The sequence below is a fragment of the Pseudoalteromonas sp. UBA6610 genome (assembly GCF_002433295.1).
GTDB classification, from domain to species: domain Bacteria; phylum Pseudomonadota; class Gammaproteobacteria; order Enterobacterales; family Alteromonadaceae; genus Pseudoalteromonas; species Pseudoalteromonas atlantica.
Genome location: NZ_DJHW01000090.1, coordinates 1 through 17,164, shown reverse-complemented (window position 1 = coordinate 17,164; position 17,164 = coordinate 1). Strand labels below are relative to the sequence as shown.

Annotated in this window: 16 protein-coding genes and 1 riboswitch; of the genes, 10 read left to right on the top strand and 6 right to left on the bottom strand. The window is 41.4% G+C overall.

The annotated features are described in order from the left end of the window. The 8 genes from carB to B4F91_RS11835 all read left to right on the top strand — a co-directional run. The coding region (gene carB, locus B4F91_RS11870) for a carbamoyl-phosphate synthase large subunit (protein ID WP_288635775.1) at positions 1 to 3,153 on the top strand (3,153 nt) is incomplete at its 5' end. A gap of 46 nt (positions 3,154 to 3,199) precedes the next feature. Then, positions 3,200 to 3,676 carry a transcription elongation factor GreA gene (gene greA, locus B4F91_RS11865; protein WP_004588092.1) on the top strand — a complete coding sequence of 159 codons (477 nt, stop codon included), beginning with the start codon at positions 3,200 to 3,202 and terminating at the stop codon, positions 3,674 to 3,676. 354 nt (positions 3,677 to 4,030) lie between these two features. Next, positions 4,031 to 5,089: a S66 family peptidase gene (locus B4F91_RS11860; RefSeq protein ID WP_273586790.1), complete on the top strand. Its 1,059-nt coding sequence runs from the start codon at positions 4,031 to 4,033 to the stop codon at positions 5,087 to 5,089. Positions 5,090 to 5,156: 67 nt separating this feature from the next. Next, a riboswitch (FMN riboswitch) is annotated at positions 5,157 to 5,338 on the top strand. A 224-nt stretch (positions 5,339 to 5,562) separates the two neighbouring features. After that, positions 5,563 to 6,216 carry a 3,4-dihydroxy-2-butanone-4-phosphate synthase gene (gene ribB / locus B4F91_RS11855; RefSeq protein WP_064385174.1) on the top strand — a complete coding sequence of 218 codons (654 nt, stop codon included), beginning with the start codon at positions 5,563 to 5,565 and terminating at the stop codon, positions 6,214 to 6,216. A gap of 189 nt (positions 6,217 to 6,405) precedes the next feature. Then, a complete protein-coding gene (locus B4F91_RS11850) occupies positions 6,406 to 6,897 on the top strand; it encodes a cupin domain-containing protein (RefSeq protein ID WP_154945577.1) in 492 nt (163 codons plus the stop codon). Positions 6,898 to 6,905: 8 nt separating this feature from the next. Further along, positions 6,906 to 8,039, top strand: coding sequence for an L-dopachrome tautomerase-related protein (locus B4F91_RS11845; RefSeq protein ID WP_286939112.1), 1,134 nt, complete (start codon positions 6,906 to 6,908; stop codon positions 8,037 to 8,039). A gap of 340 nt (positions 8,040 to 8,379) precedes the next feature. Further along, entirely contained in the window at positions 8,380 to 9,012 is a 633-nt protein-coding gene (grxB, locus tag B4F91_RS11840) for a glutaredoxin 2 (RefSeq protein WP_286939114.1), read from the top strand. Positions 9,013 to 9,276: 264 nt separating this feature from the next. Beyond that, positions 9,277 to 9,861 (top strand): class I SAM-dependent methyltransferase, encoded by a 585-nt coding sequence (locus B4F91_RS11835; protein WP_064385169.1) that lies wholly within the window; start codon positions 9,277 to 9,279, stop codon positions 9,859 to 9,861. 52 nt (positions 9,862 to 9,913) lie between these two features. On the opposite strand, the gene B4F91_RS11830 is transcribed toward B4F91_RS11835, so the two are convergent. The 4 genes from B4F91_RS11830 to B4F91_RS11815 all read right to left on the bottom strand — a co-directional run bounded on the left by B4F91_RS11830 (position 9,914) and on the right by B4F91_RS11815 (position 13,144). Further along, complete coding sequence (locus B4F91_RS11830; protein ID WP_054983121.1) at positions 9,914 to 10,567, bottom strand: nitroreductase family protein; 654 nt, start codon at positions 10,565 to 10,567, stop codon at positions 9,914 to 9,916. A 78-nt stretch (positions 10,568 to 10,645) separates the two neighbouring features. Then, positions 10,646 to 11,434: a glycine betaine ABC transporter substrate-binding protein gene (locus B4F91_RS11825; RefSeq protein ID WP_286939115.1), complete on the bottom strand. Its 789-nt coding sequence runs from the start codon at positions 11,432 to 11,434 to the stop codon at positions 10,646 to 10,648. Further along, a complete protein-coding gene (locus B4F91_RS11820) occupies positions 11,431 to 11,985 on the bottom strand; it encodes a thioredoxin family protein (RefSeq protein ID WP_286939116.1) in 555 nt (184 codons plus the stop codon). Before B4F91_RS11820 ends, B4F91_RS11825 begins: the two co-directional genes overlap by 4 nt. A gap of 52 nt (positions 11,986 to 12,037) precedes the next feature. Further along, positions 12,038 to 13,144 (bottom strand): L-dopachrome tautomerase-related protein, encoded by a 1,107-nt coding sequence (locus B4F91_RS11815; protein WP_286939117.1) that lies wholly within the window; start codon positions 13,142 to 13,144, stop codon positions 12,038 to 12,040. Positions 13,145 to 13,600: 456 nt separating this feature from the next. On the opposite strand from B4F91_RS11815, the gene B4F91_RS11810 reads away from it, so the two are divergent. Both B4F91_RS11810 and B4F91_RS11805 read left to right on the top strand, forming a co-directional pair. After that, the gene (locus tag B4F91_RS11810) at positions 13,601 to 14,536 is read left to right on the top strand and encodes a LysR family transcriptional regulator (protein ID WP_286939119.1); all 936 of its coding nucleotides are present in this window, start codon (positions 13,601 to 13,603) and stop codon (positions 14,534 to 14,536) included. A 13-nt stretch (positions 14,537 to 14,549) separates the two neighbouring features. Beyond that, entirely contained in the window at positions 14,550 to 14,708 is a 159-nt protein-coding gene (locus B4F91_RS11805; protein ID WP_286939120.1) for a hypothetical protein, read from the top strand. 393 nt (positions 14,709 to 15,101) lie between these two features. Here B4F91_RS11805 and B4F91_RS11800 read toward each other — a convergent pair whose 3' ends face one another. Next, positions 15,102 to 15,992 carry a dienelactone hydrolase family protein gene (locus B4F91_RS11800; protein ID WP_286939122.1) on the bottom strand — a complete coding sequence of 297 codons (891 nt, stop codon included), beginning with the start codon at positions 15,990 to 15,992 and terminating at the stop codon, positions 15,102 to 15,104. Positions 15,993 to 16,273: 281 nt separating this feature from the next. Next, on the bottom strand, positions 16,274 to 16,942 hold the full coding sequence (locus B4F91_RS11795; protein ID WP_414704607.1) for a SulP family inorganic anion transporter: 669 nt from the start codon (positions 16,940 to 16,942) through the stop codon (positions 16,274 to 16,276). Positions 16,943 to 17,164 lie beyond the last annotated feature (222 nt).

Here is a 17,164-nt window from a genome sequence, read left to right as displayed (position 1 = left end):
GCTTGTGAATTTGATTACTCTGGTGCTCAAGCGTGTAAAGCACTTAGAGAAGAAGGCTTTAGAGTTATATTAGTTAACTCAAACCCAGCAACTATCATGACTGACCCGGAAATGGCCGATGCAACGTACATCGAACCTATTCATTGGGAAGTGGTAGAAAAAATTATTGAAAAAGAAAAGCCAGATGCAGTACTACCAACAATGGGTGGTCAAACTGCATTAAACTGTGCACTTGATTTAGATAAGCACGGTGTACTGGCTAAACACGGCGTTGAGCTAATTGGCGCAACCGCTGATGCAATCGACAAAGCAGAGAACCGTGAACGCTTTGACGTAGCCATGAAAAACATTGGCCTTGAATGTCCACGTGCTGAAATTGCTCACTCTATGGATGAAGCACACGATACGCTAACACGTATTGGTTTTCCGTGTATTATTCGTCCTTCTTTCACTATGGGTGGCACCGGTGGCGGTGTGGCTTACAACATGGAAGAATTTAACGAAATCTGTGAGCGCGGCCTAGATTTATCACCAACAAGTGAGTTGTTGATTGATGAATCACTGATTGGCTGGAAAGAATATGAAATGGAAGTTGTTCGCGACAAAAAAGACAACTGTATCATTGTATGTTCTATCGAAAACTTTGACCCAATGGGTGTACACACTGGTGATTCAATCACCGTTGCACCAGCACAAACGCTAACCGACAAAGAATATCAATTAATGCGTAATGCCTCTATGGCGGTACTGCGTGAAATTGGTGTTGAAACCGGTGGTTCAAACGTACAGTTTGGTGTAAACCCTGATGATGGCCGTATGGTTATCATTGAGATGAACCCACGTGTATCTCGCTCATCAGCACTGGCATCTAAAGCAACGGGTTTCCCTATTGCTAAAATTGCCGCTAAGTTAGCAATTGGTTACACGTTAGATGAGCTTCAAAACGACATTACAGGTGGCAAAACACCAGCGTCATTTGAGCCATCAATCGACTACGTAGTAACAAAAATTCCTCGCTTTAACTTTGAAAAATTTGCCGGCGCGAACGACCGCTTAACAACGCAAATGAAATCAGTGGGCGAAGTAATGGCGATTGGTCGTAACCAGCAAGAATCGTTACACAAAGCATTACGCGGTCTTGAAGTAGGCGCAACGGGCTTTAACCCAATTGTAGCACTTGATGACCCGAAAGCGCGCGAAAAAATTATTCGTGAACTACGCGAGCCAGGCGCTGAGCGTATTTGGTACATTGCCGATGCAATGCGCCACGGTATGAGCGTAGAAGAAGTATTTGAACTTACCAAAGTTGACCCTTGGTACTTAGTACAAATAGAAGACATTTTAAAAGACGAAGCTAAAATTGCTGAAGGTGGCATGGCCGGCTTAAATGCAGAGTTTTTACGTAAACTTAAGCGTAAAGGCTTCGCCGACCCACGTATTGCTGAAATTGCTGGTGTATCTGAAGCCGAAATTCGCAAAAAGCGTCATCAGTTAAACATTGTACCTGTGTACAAGCGTGTTGATACCTGTGCTGCCGAATTTAGCTCAGACACAGCTTACATGTACTCAACGTACGATGAAGAGTGTGAAGCGAACCCGTCAGACAAAGACAAAATCATGGTTATTGGCGGCGGTCCTAACCGTATCGGCCAAGGCATTGAGTTTGACTACTGTTGTGTACACGCAGCCCTTGCACTACGTGAAGACGGCTATGAGACCATCATGGTTAACTGTAACCCTGAAACGGTTTCTACCGATTACGATACCTCTGACCGTCTATTCTTTGAACCAATTACACTTGAAGACGTATTAGAAATTGTACGTGTTGAAAAACCAAAAGGTGTGATTGTACAGTACGGTGGCCAAACACCACTTAAACTAGCACGTGAACTTGAAGCGAATGGTGTGCCAGTAATTGGTACTTCACCAGATGCGATTGACCGCGCAGAAGACCGTGAGCGTTTCCAACAGTTAGTAGAGCGTCTTGATTTACTACAACCAGAAAACGCAACAGTTACATCAACTGAAGAAGCATTACTTAAATCAGGTGAAATTGGCTTCCCACTGGTTGTGCGTCCATCGTACGTACTGGGTGGCCGTGCAATGGAAATTGTTTACGATGAGCAAGACTTACGTCGTTACATGACCGAAGCGGTACAAGCTTCAAATGAAGCGCCAGTACTACTTGATCACTTCTTAGATAATGCAATCGAAGTGGACGTTGATGCAATTTGTGACGGCGAGCAAGTAATTATTGGCGGTATAATGGAGCACATTGAGCAAGCGGGTGTTCACTCGGGTGACTCAGCATGTTCATTACCTGCACACTCTTTATCACAAGAAGTGCAAGATGTTATGCGTAAACAAGTAACCGATATGGCACTTGAGCTTGGCGTAGTGGGCTTAATGAATACACAATTTGCTGTAAAAGATGGCAAAGTGTACTTAATTGAAGTGAATCCACGTGCGGCGCGTACTGTACCGTTTGTATCTAAAGCGACCGGTATTGCACTTGCAAAAGTAGCCGCGCGTTGTATGGCGGGTCAGTCTTTAGCAAGCCAAGGCATTACTAAAGAAGTAATTCCACCGTATTACAGCGTTAAAGAAGTTGTTTTACCGTTTGCTAAGTTCCAAGGTGTGGATCCTATCCGTGGCCCAGAGATGCGCTCTACAGGTGAAGTGATGGGTGTTGGCGATACTTTCGCCGAAGCGTTCGCAAAAGCACAATTAGGTGCAAGCAACACTTTACCACGCGGTGGTCGCGCGTTACTATCTGTACGTAACAGCGATAAGTCTCGTGTTGTAGAACTTGCTAAAACCATGACAGACCTTGGTTTTGAAATTGATGCAACAGGTGGCACAGCAGAGGCTTTAAAAGAGGCCGGTATTGAAGTACGCCGTGTAAACAAAGTATATGAAGGCCGCCCGCATATTCTTGATAACATCAAGAATAAAGAGTACAGCTATATCGTAAATACCACCGAAGGTCGCCAAGCGATCGAAGATTCGAAGGTGTTGCGTCGTGGTGCATTGCAAAACAAAACCAACTACACGACAACCTTGAACGCGGCATTTGCTAACTGTACTGCTAACCAAGCGGACGACCGTAGTAAAGTGACGTCAGTTCAAGAGCTACACCAGCGATTGAACTAAGGAAATGTACCAAGGCCACTAGGCCTTGGTGTTAAGTGAGAAAAGTATGCAATCAATTCCGATGACAGTTCGTGGCGCAGAGTTACTGCGCGAAGAGCTTAACGAATTAAAAACAGTTACCCGTCCTAAAATCGTAAATGATATTGCGATTGCACGTGAACATGGTGACTTAAAAGAAAACGCTGAATACCACGCAGCGCGTGAGCAACAGGGTTTTTGTGAAGGCCGTATTCAAGAAATTGAAGCTAAGCTTTCAAATGTGCAAATTATTGACGTAACTAAAATGCCTAATACAGGTAAAGTTATTTTTGGTACTACTGTCACTATTGTAAATGTAGAAACAGATGCCGAAGTAACCTACCGTATTGTGGGTGATGACGAAGCAGATATTAAAAATAACTTAATTTCTGTTAACTCACCGATTGCGCGCGGTTTAATTGGTAAACAAACAGATGATGCTGTGACCATTAAAACGCCTAAAGGCGACGTTGAGTACGAAATCATTGACGTTGAGTATCTTTAATATTTAGCTCACAGTAATGTACAAGCAAAAACCGATGCGATTGCATCGGTTTTTTTATGCCTAAAAACTAGCTAATGCCAACTTATCCTCATAAACCCCATATATAACACCACCCCTCAAAATAAAGAGCTGAGTTAAACGGATTGGCATAAGTCGATTGCTAAAAAAGCGCGTGCCATTACCCGTTAAAAAAATTTATAAATAAAATGGTGACTGCATAAATGCTAAACACACTCTACGCTTATTCATATTGCATAAAGAGTGTGCGTGTTGATATAGGTACATTCATATAGGTAATGTGTAAATGCATAACGGCTTTTACACAGTGGAATCACTTTATTAAAAGGAACATTCATGGCTAATATACTTTATCCAGCGCCTTTAAAAGTAGGCTCTAAAATTGCTATTTGCTCGCTTTCGTCGGGCTTAAAAGAAAAATACCATGCACGATTAGATAGAGTGATAGACGGTTTAAAACACCGTGGTTACGAGGTAGTAGAAGGGGAGTTTTTACGCCAAAATAAACCCCGCGATGAATTAGATGCAAAAGCGCATGCTAAGCAATTAATGGGCTTTTTGCTAGATGATGAGGTTGCCGCCATTATGCCGCCAATGGGCGGAGAGCTGGCAATGGAAATTTTGCCACTGCTCGATTTTAACGCCATAAAAGAGGCCAAACCTAAATGGCTGGTGGGTTTTTCTGATGTGAGCACAATTGCCTGTGCACTTACGGCTAAGTGCCAATGGGCAACACTTCATAGTGCCAACCTAATGCAGCTTCACCCAGATGAAACAAACCCCTACAGCTTACAAATTTTTGAAACCATTACCTACGAGTCGGGAAGTAAATTTGAGCAAGGGCCTTCTGCTTATTATCAAAAAAATAAACCCAATTACGCACAAAACCCAGATGAGCTGCTAGCGCCAAGCGAGCCTACCCAGTGGCAGTGCCTAAATTACACTGATGAGCGCACAATAGAGATGTCTGGGCGCTTATTTGGCGGCTGCCTTGATACCGTAGGGTTATTGCTGGATTCGCCATTTTTAGCATTGCATGACTTTAAAAAACACAGTGCGAACGAAGGGCTTATTTTATACCTAGAAAATTCAGAGCTTACCCCTACCACCGTGGCACGATTTTTACTGTCGCTCAAACTTGCCGGTGTATTTGATGATATTAACGGCCTTATTTTAGGGCGCAGCGAAATAACACAAAGTCATCACGATGCATTTGATTACCGCCATGCGCTAGAGGTGGCATTGGGTGGGTGTTTATTCCCGGTAATAATAGATGCTGATATTGGCCATGTGCAGCCAAATTTAAACTTAGTTAATGGCGCAAAATGCTCACTCACGGCCGATATTAACCAAGGTAAAGTACTCAATGCCTCACTAAATACTGAGCTTATTTAACGTTTATTTTTGAATAACGTATAAATACACGCGTATAATGCGCAGGCCGTGAACAGATAAGTTCACGGTACATTCTCAGGGCGGGGTGAAATTCCCCACCGGCGGTATGTTTTACTCATTAGTTTTTGAATAAAACGAGCCCGCGAGCGCTTTATTTAATAATCGTTTTTTAATGTATTAAATAAAGGTCAAGCAGATCTGGTGAGATGCCAGAGCCGACGGTTATAGTCCGGATGAAAGAGAATATAGCTTGTAGCGTATGCAAACACGTTGCCTGTGGCTGCGTGTTTAATACCAATTCGCAATAATACTTAATCATTTTGAGCGACGCGTTTTTCCAACCTCAAAATAAACCACTTAATTAAGCGGATTGGTATAAGCTGTTTAGTGGCAAAAAGTGCGCAATTTAGTTTGTGTGTTTTGCCATGCCTTTCAGTGTCCTGAATCTATTTATTTTTATGTGGAATATAATAATGATTCAGTCTTTACTTAGCCAATTTGGCGAAAGCCATACCCGTGTAGAAAATGCCATTGCTGCTTTGCAGCAAGGCCAAGGCGTACTTGTTGTTGATGACGAGAACCGCGAAAACGAAGGTGATTTTGTTTTCTCTGCCGAGCATTTAACCACCCAACAAATGGCGGAAATGATCCGCGAAGGCAGCGGTATTGTGTGCCTGTGTATGGGCGATGAGCGTATTAAGCAGCTCGAGCTACCGCAAATGGTAACTCACAACACCAGCCAAAATAATACAGCCTACACAGTCACAATAGAGGCTAAACACGGTGTTACAACCGGCGTATCGGCAGCCGATCGAGTAACAACGATTAAAGCCGCCACAGCCGATAACGCTAAACCGAGTGATTTATCGCGCCCAGGCCATGTATTTGGCTTAAAAGCACAAACAGGTGGGGTTTTAGTTCGCCGCGGCCACACCGAGGCATCTGTTGATTTAATGAAGCTGGCTGGTTTAAAACCGTTTGGGGTTATTTGTGAACTCACTAATCCTGATGGCACCATGGCGCGTTTACCACAGGTAAGTGATTATGCTAATAAACACAGCATGACAGTGGTAACGATTGAAGACTTAGTACAGTACATACAAATGCAAGAATTAAAGGTCAGTTAAGGTTTTTTAAGCATTACCTAAGTAAAACCCAGCTTTATTGCTGGGTTTATATTTTTTAATAAGTAATTAATTACTCGTTTTTATTTGATAATGTTTCTTGCCTAGGCGGCTTTTTCAAAAATCCTCAGCCTGTAAACTTTACCTAAATAGTCAGTGCAGCCGCACACAGTTTATTATTTAGGTGAAACTATGAAAATTAACACGCTTTTATTAGCAACTGCTTTAACAAGCAGTGGCGTATGGGCAGCGCAAAGTAAACTTGAACAGCAAATAACGCCTGCACCCCAAATGGGCATAATGGATAGTTATAATCAGCACATTACCAACGCCCCTTTTTTACTTAATCTCGACAGCCAACCCAAAGAGCAAATGGGCTCATATTTAACACGCCAATATTTTCATGGTACGCAATCTACGTTTGTAAAATGGGTGGCTAAAAAAGGCGGCAAAGTACCGCTTCATAAACACCCGAATGAACAAGTGACGTGGATCATGTCAGGCGAGGCTAAAGTGTTTTCTGGCGGTAAACAATACCTTATGAAAGCGGGTGACATGATGGTGATTCCGGCCAATGTACCGCACGAATTTCACTTTACCCAAGATACGGTAGATATTGATTTTTTTGCCCCAGCTCGACAAGACTGGATAGACGGCACAGCTAATTACATTAAGCAAAAGTAGGGCAAATTATGTTTTTAAATAAATCTAAATTAGGGCTAAGCGCTATAGCCTTGCTAATAAGTGCCTCGGCTTTTGCAAATGACACGGTACCCGCTGAGGTTTACGCACAAACCGACGGTGCTGTGGGCGGTATTACGTATACACTAAACAAGCGCTTTATTTTTAGTTATCACCCTTTTTATAACCCAAAAGTAAAAGTGGGTGAGCTTTTAAAAAGTGGTGAGGTAGTGCCATTTCCTAATGCGCAAATGCAAATTCCTTATAAAAGTGATGGCAGCTTAAAAAATCCCGCTAACTATTTAAATTGGGTATTAGGGGTAAGGGCTGATGACAGAGGTAATGTATGGATACTCGACTCAGGCCAGGCGCAGCCGCGTATTACGCCAAAGCTGATATCATGGGATGCGCTAAACAATAAGCTTAATAAAATTATTTATTTACCTAGCCCTATATCGGTTGCTCAATCTCAACTTAATGATTTAGCTATATCGAGCAAATACAATACATTGGTGATCGCTGATGAAGGTATTGCAGATGGCGGAAATGGCAAGCAAGCCGCCCTTATTATCGTTAATACTAAAACAGGTAAGAGCCGGCGAGTACTGCAAGGTCACGAAAGTGCATTACCCGATTACACAATGCCAATAATGATTGATGAAGGGACTGATAACCAAAAGCAACTTAATGCCTTTATTGGGGCCGATGGCATTGTGCTTGATAACGCGCAGCAATGGCTTTACTTTGCTCCGCTTAATAAAAAGTATGTTTACCGTATTAAAATGGCCGACATTGCTAACGATCAACTAACCGATAAACAACTAGGCGAACGAGTAGAGCAATACGCACAAAAACCAGTAAACGGTGGTTTAAGTATTGATGCTGATGATAATTTATATTTAACCATAGTAGGTGAGCGTACTGTGGGCGTTATTGATGCCAAAACACGTACGTACCGTGATTACACGTACGATAAAAACATGATTTGGCCAGATGGTGTAAGCATTGGACCTGAGGGTTACATGTACACCGGCGCTGCGCAATTGCCGCTTTCGGCACAACTTAATAACGGCAATGCTCAAAATAAAGCACCCTATTACATATTTAGATTTAAACCTTTAGCTGAGGGCGTAATAGGGCGCTAACTATAATGTGTAAAATAAGCACGCCTTTATGGCGTGTTTTTTATTTTATTTACTACTTATACCAATCCGCATTAACGCTTAATCATTTTCAGGGGCTAAACGTGTCGCTATCTGCGTTAAAAAATTCTCATTTAGAACGACTAAATAGCGAATTTTTTGCCTTGCTATCAACACGTTTATCCATCCTCAAAATAGATCACTTAATTATGCGGACTGGTATTAAAGCGTGATTATCAATTTTTACAAGATAAAGTTTCAACCTAAATGCGGTTTTTCTGCGCTGACTATTTGGGTATCTTACGGGCATAGGTACTTAACCCGCTTTAGGCTTTAATTAATTATGAAACTATACAGTTACTCTCATTGTCCTTTTTGTGCGCGTGTTAAATATGTAGCAGGTAAATTAGGCATTAAGCTTGATGACGCTGTACTTGATTACGACGACACCGAAACACCAACAAAACTAATTGGTGAAAAAATGGTACCTATTCTTGAAATGGATGACGGCACTGTTATGAGTGAAAGTAACGAAATTATTAGCCTGTTTATTGAATTTGCTGGCTCTAGCGAATCAGACAAGCCAACGCAAGGGGCTATTGAGTGGCAAGGTGGCTCGTTTGCGCCTTTATTGCAAATTGGTTTGCCGCGCTGGCCATTACTTGATTTAAAAGAGTTTAAAACAGAATCTAGCCGTATAGCGTGGGAAGATAACAAGCAATCGACAGAGCTTAACTTTGTAAACCTAATAGCATCAACTCCTGAGATCGTTTTACAAGTAAATGAATTTTTAATTGGCACCGAAAAACAGCTCAATATTAATAATGGTAAAACGTCATTAAGCTTGCTTGATAGCGCTATTTATTTTTCTATATTACGCGGTTTATATTGCGAGCCAACCATTACCTGGCCAGAGCAATTAAACCAATGGATGAACTATCAGGCATTAGAATCTCATGTGCCGTTATTAAGATAACGAATACTGAAAAAGTTTTAACAGCCAGTACGACTCCCTTCGTATTGCCTTCTTTTGGCCGGTGACCTCGTCACTGGCTTTTTTTATTTAGCTCTGAAAATCACCCCTTTTAATCCAGCACTTAGCAGTGTGCGTGAGCATGGCTGCGTAGTATATTAATAACATTAAAAAATTAGTTACCTATTTACACTACATATTATTAGTGGAATTATTAAGCAGGCTTATTCAACGCTATGAATACGCAAAATAATACCAGGAGCTATTATGTGGGATGAAAGATATAACACTCAGCAATATGCTTATGGCAAACAGCCAAACGATTTTTTAGCTGAGCACTATAAGCAATTACCTAAAGGCAATGTTATTAGCTTAGCCGAAGGTGAGGGACGAAATGCGGTATTTTTAGCAAAAATGGGTTACAGCGTTACCGCGGTTGATGGCTCAAAAGTAGGGCTTGAAAAAGCGGCAAAGCTTGCCAAAGAGCACAACGTAAACATTGAGCTTGTACACGCCGATTTAGCGAAGTTTGATTTCGAAAAAGAAAAATGGGATGCGGTAGTGTCTATTTATTGCCCTTTACCAAGTGCCGTGCGTTCAGCGGTATATAAGCGCGCTGTTAAAGGTTTAAAGCCAGGTGGGGTGTTTTTACTTGAGGCCTATACGCCTGAGCAAGTAAATTATAATACCGGAGGCGGCCCAAGTGTCGATACTAAAACCTCAAAAAGCGATTTACAAGATGACTTAGCCGAGCTTAGCTTTGTACATTTAGAAGAGCTAAAGCGAGAAGTGTTTGAAGGCACATACCACACGGGTTTAGCGTCGGTCCTGCAAGCTATTGCTAAAAAATAAAATGAATATAAAAGCTTAGCACTCATTAGCGCTAAGCTTTTTTAATAGGTTTTTATAAAACCTGTATAACTTGCTCTTTTGCTAAGCGAGATTTAGGTAACTTAGCGTTATAATCTTCAGTGTCATCGTGGTAGCCAAGTACCAACGCTACATCACAAATATAGCCATCGAGCTCTTGTTCAAACACTTCACCAATAAGCTGTGCATCTACACCTTCCATAGGTGTTGAATCAACGCCTAAGCGTGCAGCGGCGTGCATTGTGTTGCCCAGGGCAATGTAAGTTTGCGCTTTGGTCCACATTGCATTGTTGCCTTGCTCATCGGTATTCATATCAACAAAAGCAAACGCACCAAATGCTTGTTCGCGGTTTTCACTTTGAGTACGGCCATTTTTAATGTCTGCATCAATGACTTGTGCGTAGTCATCACGTTTATATTTAGGGTTGTAAGCAAATAAAATAACGTGCGATGCAGTTTTTATATGCGGCTGATTAAATTGAAATTTATTAGCAAACGTAGAGTGCATACGCTCTTTAGCTTCGTCTGACTCAATAACAATAAATTTCCACGGCTGCGAGTTAATTGATGAAGGAGAAAGACGCATAGCTTCGTAAATTACATCTAGATCATCTTGAGGAATGCGCTTGGTTGTGTAGCGTTTAGTTGTATAACGTTTTTCTAAATCATTAATAATTGGATGGGTCATGGTTATCTCCGTTAAGTGGCTATTTTAGCCAAGTAGTGTCTATATTGAGCCTTTTTAAAAAAAACAAAGCACAAATTACTATTTAATTGGATTGTTATTAAGCCAATTACGCGTTACGTCATCGAGGGGTTGTAAGTTTTTGCATACTTTATAGTCAAGCTCGGCAATGATCTCATTTGAAAAGCGTAATTTATTAAGGGTGTTTAACTGTGCTTGGTTAAACAGCGCTTGTTTATCTTCACGTAGGAGTAAAACAGCTCTATCAACAACGCCTAGTAATCCTTGTGGTTCTTTAAGCTCACGTATTGTGTGCTTGTAATGCAAAAATTGTGGTTTCCATAACGGCACTACGCACCAGGTTTGGGTGGCGACGGCGTTTTCAAACGCGCTAAAACAGTCATGCTCTGTGCCGGTTAAAAACTCATATCCTGCGCTCGTCAGCCCATATTCTTTCATCATATTAATAGAAAAACGGGTAATACCAGCACCGGCATTAATGCCCTGAATTGTTTTTTGCATTTTTGTAAGCACGTCTGGTTTTAACAAATCACTAATTTCGTTCACTGCACTTTGCGGTACGTAATCTGGTACGCCCCAGTGTGCATAAGGCTCATAATGTAAGCCAAGCTCAACGAGTGGCATAACTTGTTCAACATCGGCTTTATAAACACCGTGGCTTGAAGGCAGCCATGCTGAGGCGAGTAAATCTACTTCACCAGATTTAAGGTTTTTAAAGTTATCTTGATGCGGCGCATAAATACGCTCAACGGTAAAGCCCATATCAGCTAAAACATGGCTCACTAAAGAGGCCGTAACATGGTGAAACGATAAATCGGTTACGCCCAATTTTAAATGTACTGTACTCATAATGAATTACTCCATTTTATAGAGCAGCCCATGCTGGGTGTTTGCTGCTCAGGACCTTTGCCTGTGGCCGCAATTTGGCGCATGGCATTAACTAACTCAGGAGTGCGATGTGCATCGTCATTCATTTTTGCATCGTCTAAGCGGCCGCGGTATTGCAGTGCCCCATGTTTATTGAAACCAAAAAAATCAGGCGTGCAAACCGCGCCATACTGTTTGCCTACGCCTTGGTTTTCATCAACAAGGTAGGGAAACAAAAAGCCGTGCTGCTTAGCAAATTTTTCCATATTAGCTGGGGAGTCAGCAGGGACGCTTTTATAGTCGTTCGACATAATAGCTAACACATTTATACCTTCGTTTATTAATAACGCTGTATCTTCGCTTAAGCGCCTTGCAACACGTTGCACATAAGGGCAATGGTTACAAATAAACATGATTAATAAGGCGTTTTCGCCTAGGTTGTCGGCTAAGGTAAAAGGCTCGCCTTGCGTGGTTTTTAACGTAAAGTTGGGCGCTTGCCAGCCAAAGTCACAAATAGGGGTATCCAGTAGCATAACTTAACTCCTAAAAAGCCAGCGGGTATGGCTGGCTTATAAAAATAATTAATTATTTTTGATTAAAGCGAAAACGCGTTAATACGTAAGGTGGTTTTGCATTACCAAAGCCTTGGCTAAATGCAGGGTGCTGGTGGAGCTGATCTTGTGTTACATAAATCCAACCATTGCTCACTGCTAGGCTATCAGGCCATGATAATCGTTTGTCTTGAACAATTATTTCGTAGTGGCCTTTAGTCGTTAAGCCAATGGCACTGTTTTCAAGGTCGGTTACTAAAATACCGCCACCTGGCGCGTAGGTCATGCCATCGCTTGGGTTTTTAGGGCCAAACACTTCAATGCTTTTTGCTTTTTTAGCATCTGAATACGTACTATTAGCAAGTGTTTTTGCTGGAATGCGATACACGCTAGTGCCTGTAAATGCGCCAAAGTATACCCATTCATTTTTATCATCAATGGTAATTGGGTTTAAACCAAAACGTAGGTTTGTTGTTTCACCTTTTGCTGATTTAGATGCAACAGGAGAGGCTTCGATGACAATATCGCGCTCCTCTGGCATTAGCTTAGCATTGCCCTCAAGTACACGCGTTGATTCGCCGGTTTTTAAATCAACAACAATAAACGCAGGTTTAGTGGCGCCCATAAAGTTACCAAAAGACATATCGGCAATGTAAATTTTGTCGTTACGTTCATCAATAACAAAGTCTTGTAAAAACGAGTTATCAAGTACAGCGTCTTTATTTAATTCAATGGTATTAACTAAGGTATTGGCAACGCTGTCCCAGGCTATAAGTTTTGGGGCTACTTGCTCGCTGCCCATGTCTAAAATCCACACCACACCTTTGCTGTCGCTATGCACGCCAATTACGGCTGCAAGGCCTACTTTGCCAAGCTCGGGGCCGTCAGCCCAATCTTCGCTAGGGAAAGGTTGTTGAGCACCGTTTGCCATAATTTCAACTACTCGCGTTTTTGGTGCATCAAGCGGGTGCATGCTTACAATCATTCGCCCTGCAGGTGTTATAGTTATACCTGCGCCGCGATATTTATTAAAAGTAGTCACCGTTTCAAGGGGGCCAACGTCTGCTGCATAGGCGCTTGAAAAAGCACTTGCGGCTAATGACAGGGTTGCTATTGCTAAAGTGATTTTTAATCGTTTCATACTGTGATACCCGTTATGCTAAAAAATAGAGTAAAGCGATTTAAATAGCCTAAATGACTTCGCTTGCGTTGAGGTGAATAATAGGTGAGAATTTTTATGCAATAAACAGGGTAATAATTGAATCTTTATCAAATAATATTAGTTAATTGGAAAAGCGAGCGATTGCTTTAAACAAATTTTCTTTTTAAACATACTATTACTGCCCAAAAGCTGGGTTTACTAATAAACGCCTTAAAGATTGTCCTAATTTAATAAATAGTGGTTAGTGACTAGCTGTTGGGTACAGTGTAATATTTGCCTTTATATTGATAAACCGCGCAATAGATAAGCATTGTCAAATATAAATAGACAATAAATCACTTTTTGATTGCTCAATACACTGTAAGCAAACCTAAAGCGCTTAATTTTGCCAAAAATAATAATTAAATTATTAAGTTGATAATGGATTAAAACACAATGCTTTTAGAAGACTTACAGGTAATTTTAAAAGTGGCAGAGTTTAAAAGTATTACTGCTGCAGCATCAAATTTAGATATGCGCACCGCCACAGCAAGTGCTGCTGTTAAAAGGGTAGAGCAGGCTTTAGGTTTTGAACTATTTATACGCACCACTCGCCATTTAAGGCTTTCTGCAGCCGGCGAGCGTTACATTCCGCAATGCCAGCAAGCATTGGCAATGCTTGAACAAGCCAAAAATACACTTAAAAGCGATGACGATATAATTGATGGCGAGCTGCGTATTGCGCTTTCTTCTGATTTAGGGCGCAACATTGTGATCCCCTGGCTTGACGAGTTCATGCAAACCCACACTCAGCTCAGCTTGCGCGCCAATATAAGCGACAGTAATATCGACTTTTATCGTGACTCGGTCGACATTGCACTGCGTTATGGTAAACCTAACGATGCCAGCATGTACGGTTTTAAAATTTGCGATGTACCGCGTATTTTATGCGCAGCACAAAGCTACCTTGATACACATGGCACGCCAGCTCATCCACATGATTTAACAGAACATAAAGGGCTGTTTTATCAACTGCAAGATATAATTAAAGATGTATGGGTATTTAGCGATGCCAGCGAAGAGTTTAAAGTAAAATTGCACGGTGGCCATGCGGCTAACGATGGCGATTTAGTAAGGCGTTGGTGTTTGTCGGGCAAGGGGCTTGCGGTTAAATCGTGCTTAGATATGTCTAATGAATTACTTGCCGGTAATGTCATAAGTGTTATGCCAAACTTTAAACCCACGCCTACAGAACTTTGGTTGGTGTGCCCAAGTAGGCAGTCAATCACTCCGGCGGTGCGCTTACTTCGCGATGCCTTTAGAGAAAAAAGCGCCGGTATTTTAAAAGCCCTTATTGCAAAAGGGATTATTGATAAAAGCGTATTAAATTAACTGGTAAATAATTATGCAAGTTGATGCTATTAGAGTGTTTGTGCCGTGTAAAAATTATCAGCAATCGTGCGACTTATATCAGGCGCTTGGCTTTACTATTGAGCCTGCATCAGCTGATTTAAGCATAGCAACATCAGGTGAATGTAGTTTGTTTTTATACCAATCGTGTTAAGTTATTAGGTATTTATAGCGGCAGATAAATAGCGTGATAACAAGGCATAAATATCGTCATGTAGTTGCTCTACATAAGAAATTTATAACGCTGTTAGCGCTCTATTTAGCACGCTAGGATGATTAAATATTTAATTCGATTGGTATTAAGCGTTACTACAACCAAGAATTTGCTGAAAATTTAATGCTGCAAGTGTGTGTATTAAATATATACAAAGCCTTTAACACTATTAGTAAGTTAACTCACTTTGATATTCGCTTTGAAGGGATAAAACAAGAGCCGTGGGGTAAAGTGATTTATTTATGGGGACCATCTGGTGAGCTTCTACACATTACAGAGCTCAATTAACTTAAAAAATGCCACCCATTTTAAGCTGGTGGCATTACCTTATTATTAACTTAGTTTTTCATTAAAAAACGCTAAGGTACGCTGCCAAGCAAGTTCTGCTTTTTGCTCATCATAACGCCCAGTAGAGTCGTTATGAAAACCATGATTAGCGCCTTCGTACATGTGCATAATGTACTCAACATTGTTAGCTTTTAAGCTTTTTTCATAATCAGGCCATGTAGCGTTAACGCGTTTATCAAGCTCACCTAATTGAATCATTAAAGGCGCTTTTATATTTTTGTGCAGTGACTCACTGGCAGGAGTACCATAAAAAGGCACGCCCGCGCTCAATAAGTCACTCTCAACCGCCGCTAAGTAATTAACAATGTAACCACCAAAACAAAAGCCCACAGCTCCCAGTTTGCCGTTACTATTCGAATGATTTTTTAAAAAGTGAGCCCCAGCTACAAAATCGTTTTGAATTTTAGCTCTGTCCATGGTTTTTTGCATGGCGCGGCCTTCATCGTCATTGCCCGGGTAGCCACCAAGCGCAAAGAGTGCGTCGGGTGCAAAGGCAATAAAGCCTTTTTTGGCTAAGCGCCTGGCTACATCTTTAATATATGGGTTTAAACCACGGTTTTCGTGAATAACTAATACAACCGGCAGTTTACCTTCAATTTTGCTAGGTACAGCTAAGTAGCCTTTGCCTTTACCATGCCCGTTTGGCGAATCAAATTCTTCGTAGGTGGCTTTAATATCATCATCGTTAAATGATATTTGCTCTGCAAACGCATAATTAGGTAACAGGGCACTGGTTAGTACGCTCATTGAAAAACCAAGTGCAGCTAACCCACCTAGTTTTTTCATAAATGTACGTCGGTCCATTAAACCGTGGGCGTATTCGTCGTACCAATCAAAGGCTTCTTGAGGGATATGATCTGATTGCGGGGTATTCATGGCTGCTCCTTAACTTTATTATGTATATTTATTATTTAAATACCATAACGTATTAGGAGTAAAAAACGAGCAGTTTATCTTTTAAATTTATAGATCTCATTAATATAAAATAAAAGACTAGTAAACTTTAATTTATCTACCTTCATAGCCCTTCATCAATATTTATAAAAAGCTCGGGAAATTCTGAGCTTTTTTAGTGAGTTACCTAAGTGACGTGTTACGCCATAGCGTCGTTGGCTACAGGGTATTTAGGGTCTTCAACAATGTTAACCTCAACCAAATCACCGGCTTTTTGCAATAACTTGGCAGACTCTGGACTCAAGTGGCGTAAAGGTGACCAGCGCTGTAGATACTGCTATTGCAGCAAGAGGGGTAGGAATTGCTTTAGTATAGCGCGGTAAAAAATACACAATTGCCATGGTTAACGCAATTAGCCCCATCATGGTAAGCATAGCTGGGCTGGTTAGTTGCATCCAATCGCCTGCGTAGGTAAACATATCGTGTTGCTTATCGTAAACTACGCGAACGTTTTCTTTAAATTGGCCAAATTGCGCCATACTAATCACAATAGCTAAGCCATTTACAAAGCCAAGCATTACAGGGTGAGGTAACAGCCTAATAAATTTGCCCATTTTAAAAGCGCCAAACACTACTTGTAGCACACCGGTTAATACCACGGCGGCCAGCAAGTACTCGAGTCCAAACATAATAATAAAGGCGGTGGTGACTACAGCCATAGAGCCAGCAGCACCCGAAATCATACCAGGGCGGCCGCCAAACACGGCGGTAATAAAGCCAACAAAAAACGAGCCATAAAGCCCCATCATTGGGTCAATTCCCGCTACAAAGGTAAACGCAACGGCTTCGGGAATGAGCGTAAGCACGGCGGTTAAGCCGGCTAATACATCATTTTTTAAATTAGCGCTGCGTTCGCTTATTAAATCAAACATAGGGTTCCTTAGGGTGCATAAATAAACTAGATGCCATAGCGCTTTAAGCGGATAGCAGTATGTTTAGGTGTTTTAAGTTTACGTGTATAGGGCGTGTTGATCTTTGCGGATTGAGATTTGTTCAATCTAGGGTCGATCAAATCGCGGCGCGAGGTTTGTAACCTAGTGGCCTCGATAACTGCTCCTGCGTTATTCTAATGACTTACATCCATGTAAGAATAA

Excerpts from the sequence above, each read along its gene's own strand:
- greA (WP_004588092.1), top strand. The coding sequence starts at position 3,200 with ATGCAATCAATTCCGATGACAGTTCGTGGCGCAGAGTTACTGCGCGAA.
- B4F91_RS11860 (WP_273586790.1), top strand. The coding sequence starts at position 4,031 with ATGGCTAATATACTTTATCCAGCGCCTTTAAAAGTAGGCTCTAAAATT.
- ribB (WP_064385174.1), top strand. The coding sequence starts at position 5,563 with ATGATTCAGTCTTTACTTAGCCAATTTGGCGAAAGCCATACCCGTGTA.
- B4F91_RS11850 (WP_154945577.1), top strand. The coding sequence starts at position 6,406 with ATGAAAATTAACACGCTTTTATTAGCAACTGCTTTAACAAGCAGTGGC.
- B4F91_RS11845 (WP_286939112.1), top strand. The coding sequence starts at position 6,906 with ATGTTTTTAAATAAATCTAAATTAGGGCTAAGCGCTATAGCCTTGCTA.
- grxB (WP_286939114.1), top strand. The coding sequence starts at position 8,380 with ATGAAACTATACAGTTACTCTCATTGTCCTTTTTGTGCGCGTGTTAAA.
- B4F91_RS11835 (WP_064385169.1), top strand. The coding sequence starts at position 9,277 with ATGTGGGATGAAAGATATAACACTCAGCAATATGCTTATGGCAAACAG.
- B4F91_RS11830 (WP_054983121.1), bottom strand. The coding sequence starts at position 10,567 with ATGACCCATCCAATTATTAATGATTTAGAAAAACGTTATACAACTAAA.
- B4F91_RS11825 (WP_286939115.1), bottom strand. The coding sequence starts at position 11,434 with ATGAGTACAGTACATTTAAAATTGGGCGTAACCGATTTATCGTTTCAC.
- B4F91_RS11820 (WP_286939116.1), bottom strand. The coding sequence starts at position 11,985 with ATGCTACTGGATACCCCTATTTGTGACTTTGGCTGGCAAGCGCCCAAC.
- B4F91_RS11815 (WP_286939117.1), bottom strand. The coding sequence starts at position 13,144 with ATGAAACGATTAAAAATCACTTTAGCAATAGCAACCCTGTCATTAGCC.
- B4F91_RS11810 (WP_286939119.1), top strand. The coding sequence starts at position 13,601 with ATGCTTTTAGAAGACTTACAGGTAATTTTAAAAGTGGCAGAGTTTAAA.
- B4F91_RS11805 (WP_286939120.1), top strand. The coding sequence starts at position 14,550 with ATGCAAGTTGATGCTATTAGAGTGTTTGTGCCGTGTAAAAATTATCAG.
- B4F91_RS11800 (WP_286939122.1), bottom strand. The coding sequence starts at position 15,992 with ATGAATACCCCGCAATCAGATCATATCCCTCAAGAAGCCTTTGATTGG.
- B4F91_RS11795 (WP_414704607.1), bottom strand. The coding sequence starts at position 16,942 with ATGTTTGATTTAATAAGCGAACGCAGCGCTAATTTAAAAAATGATGTA.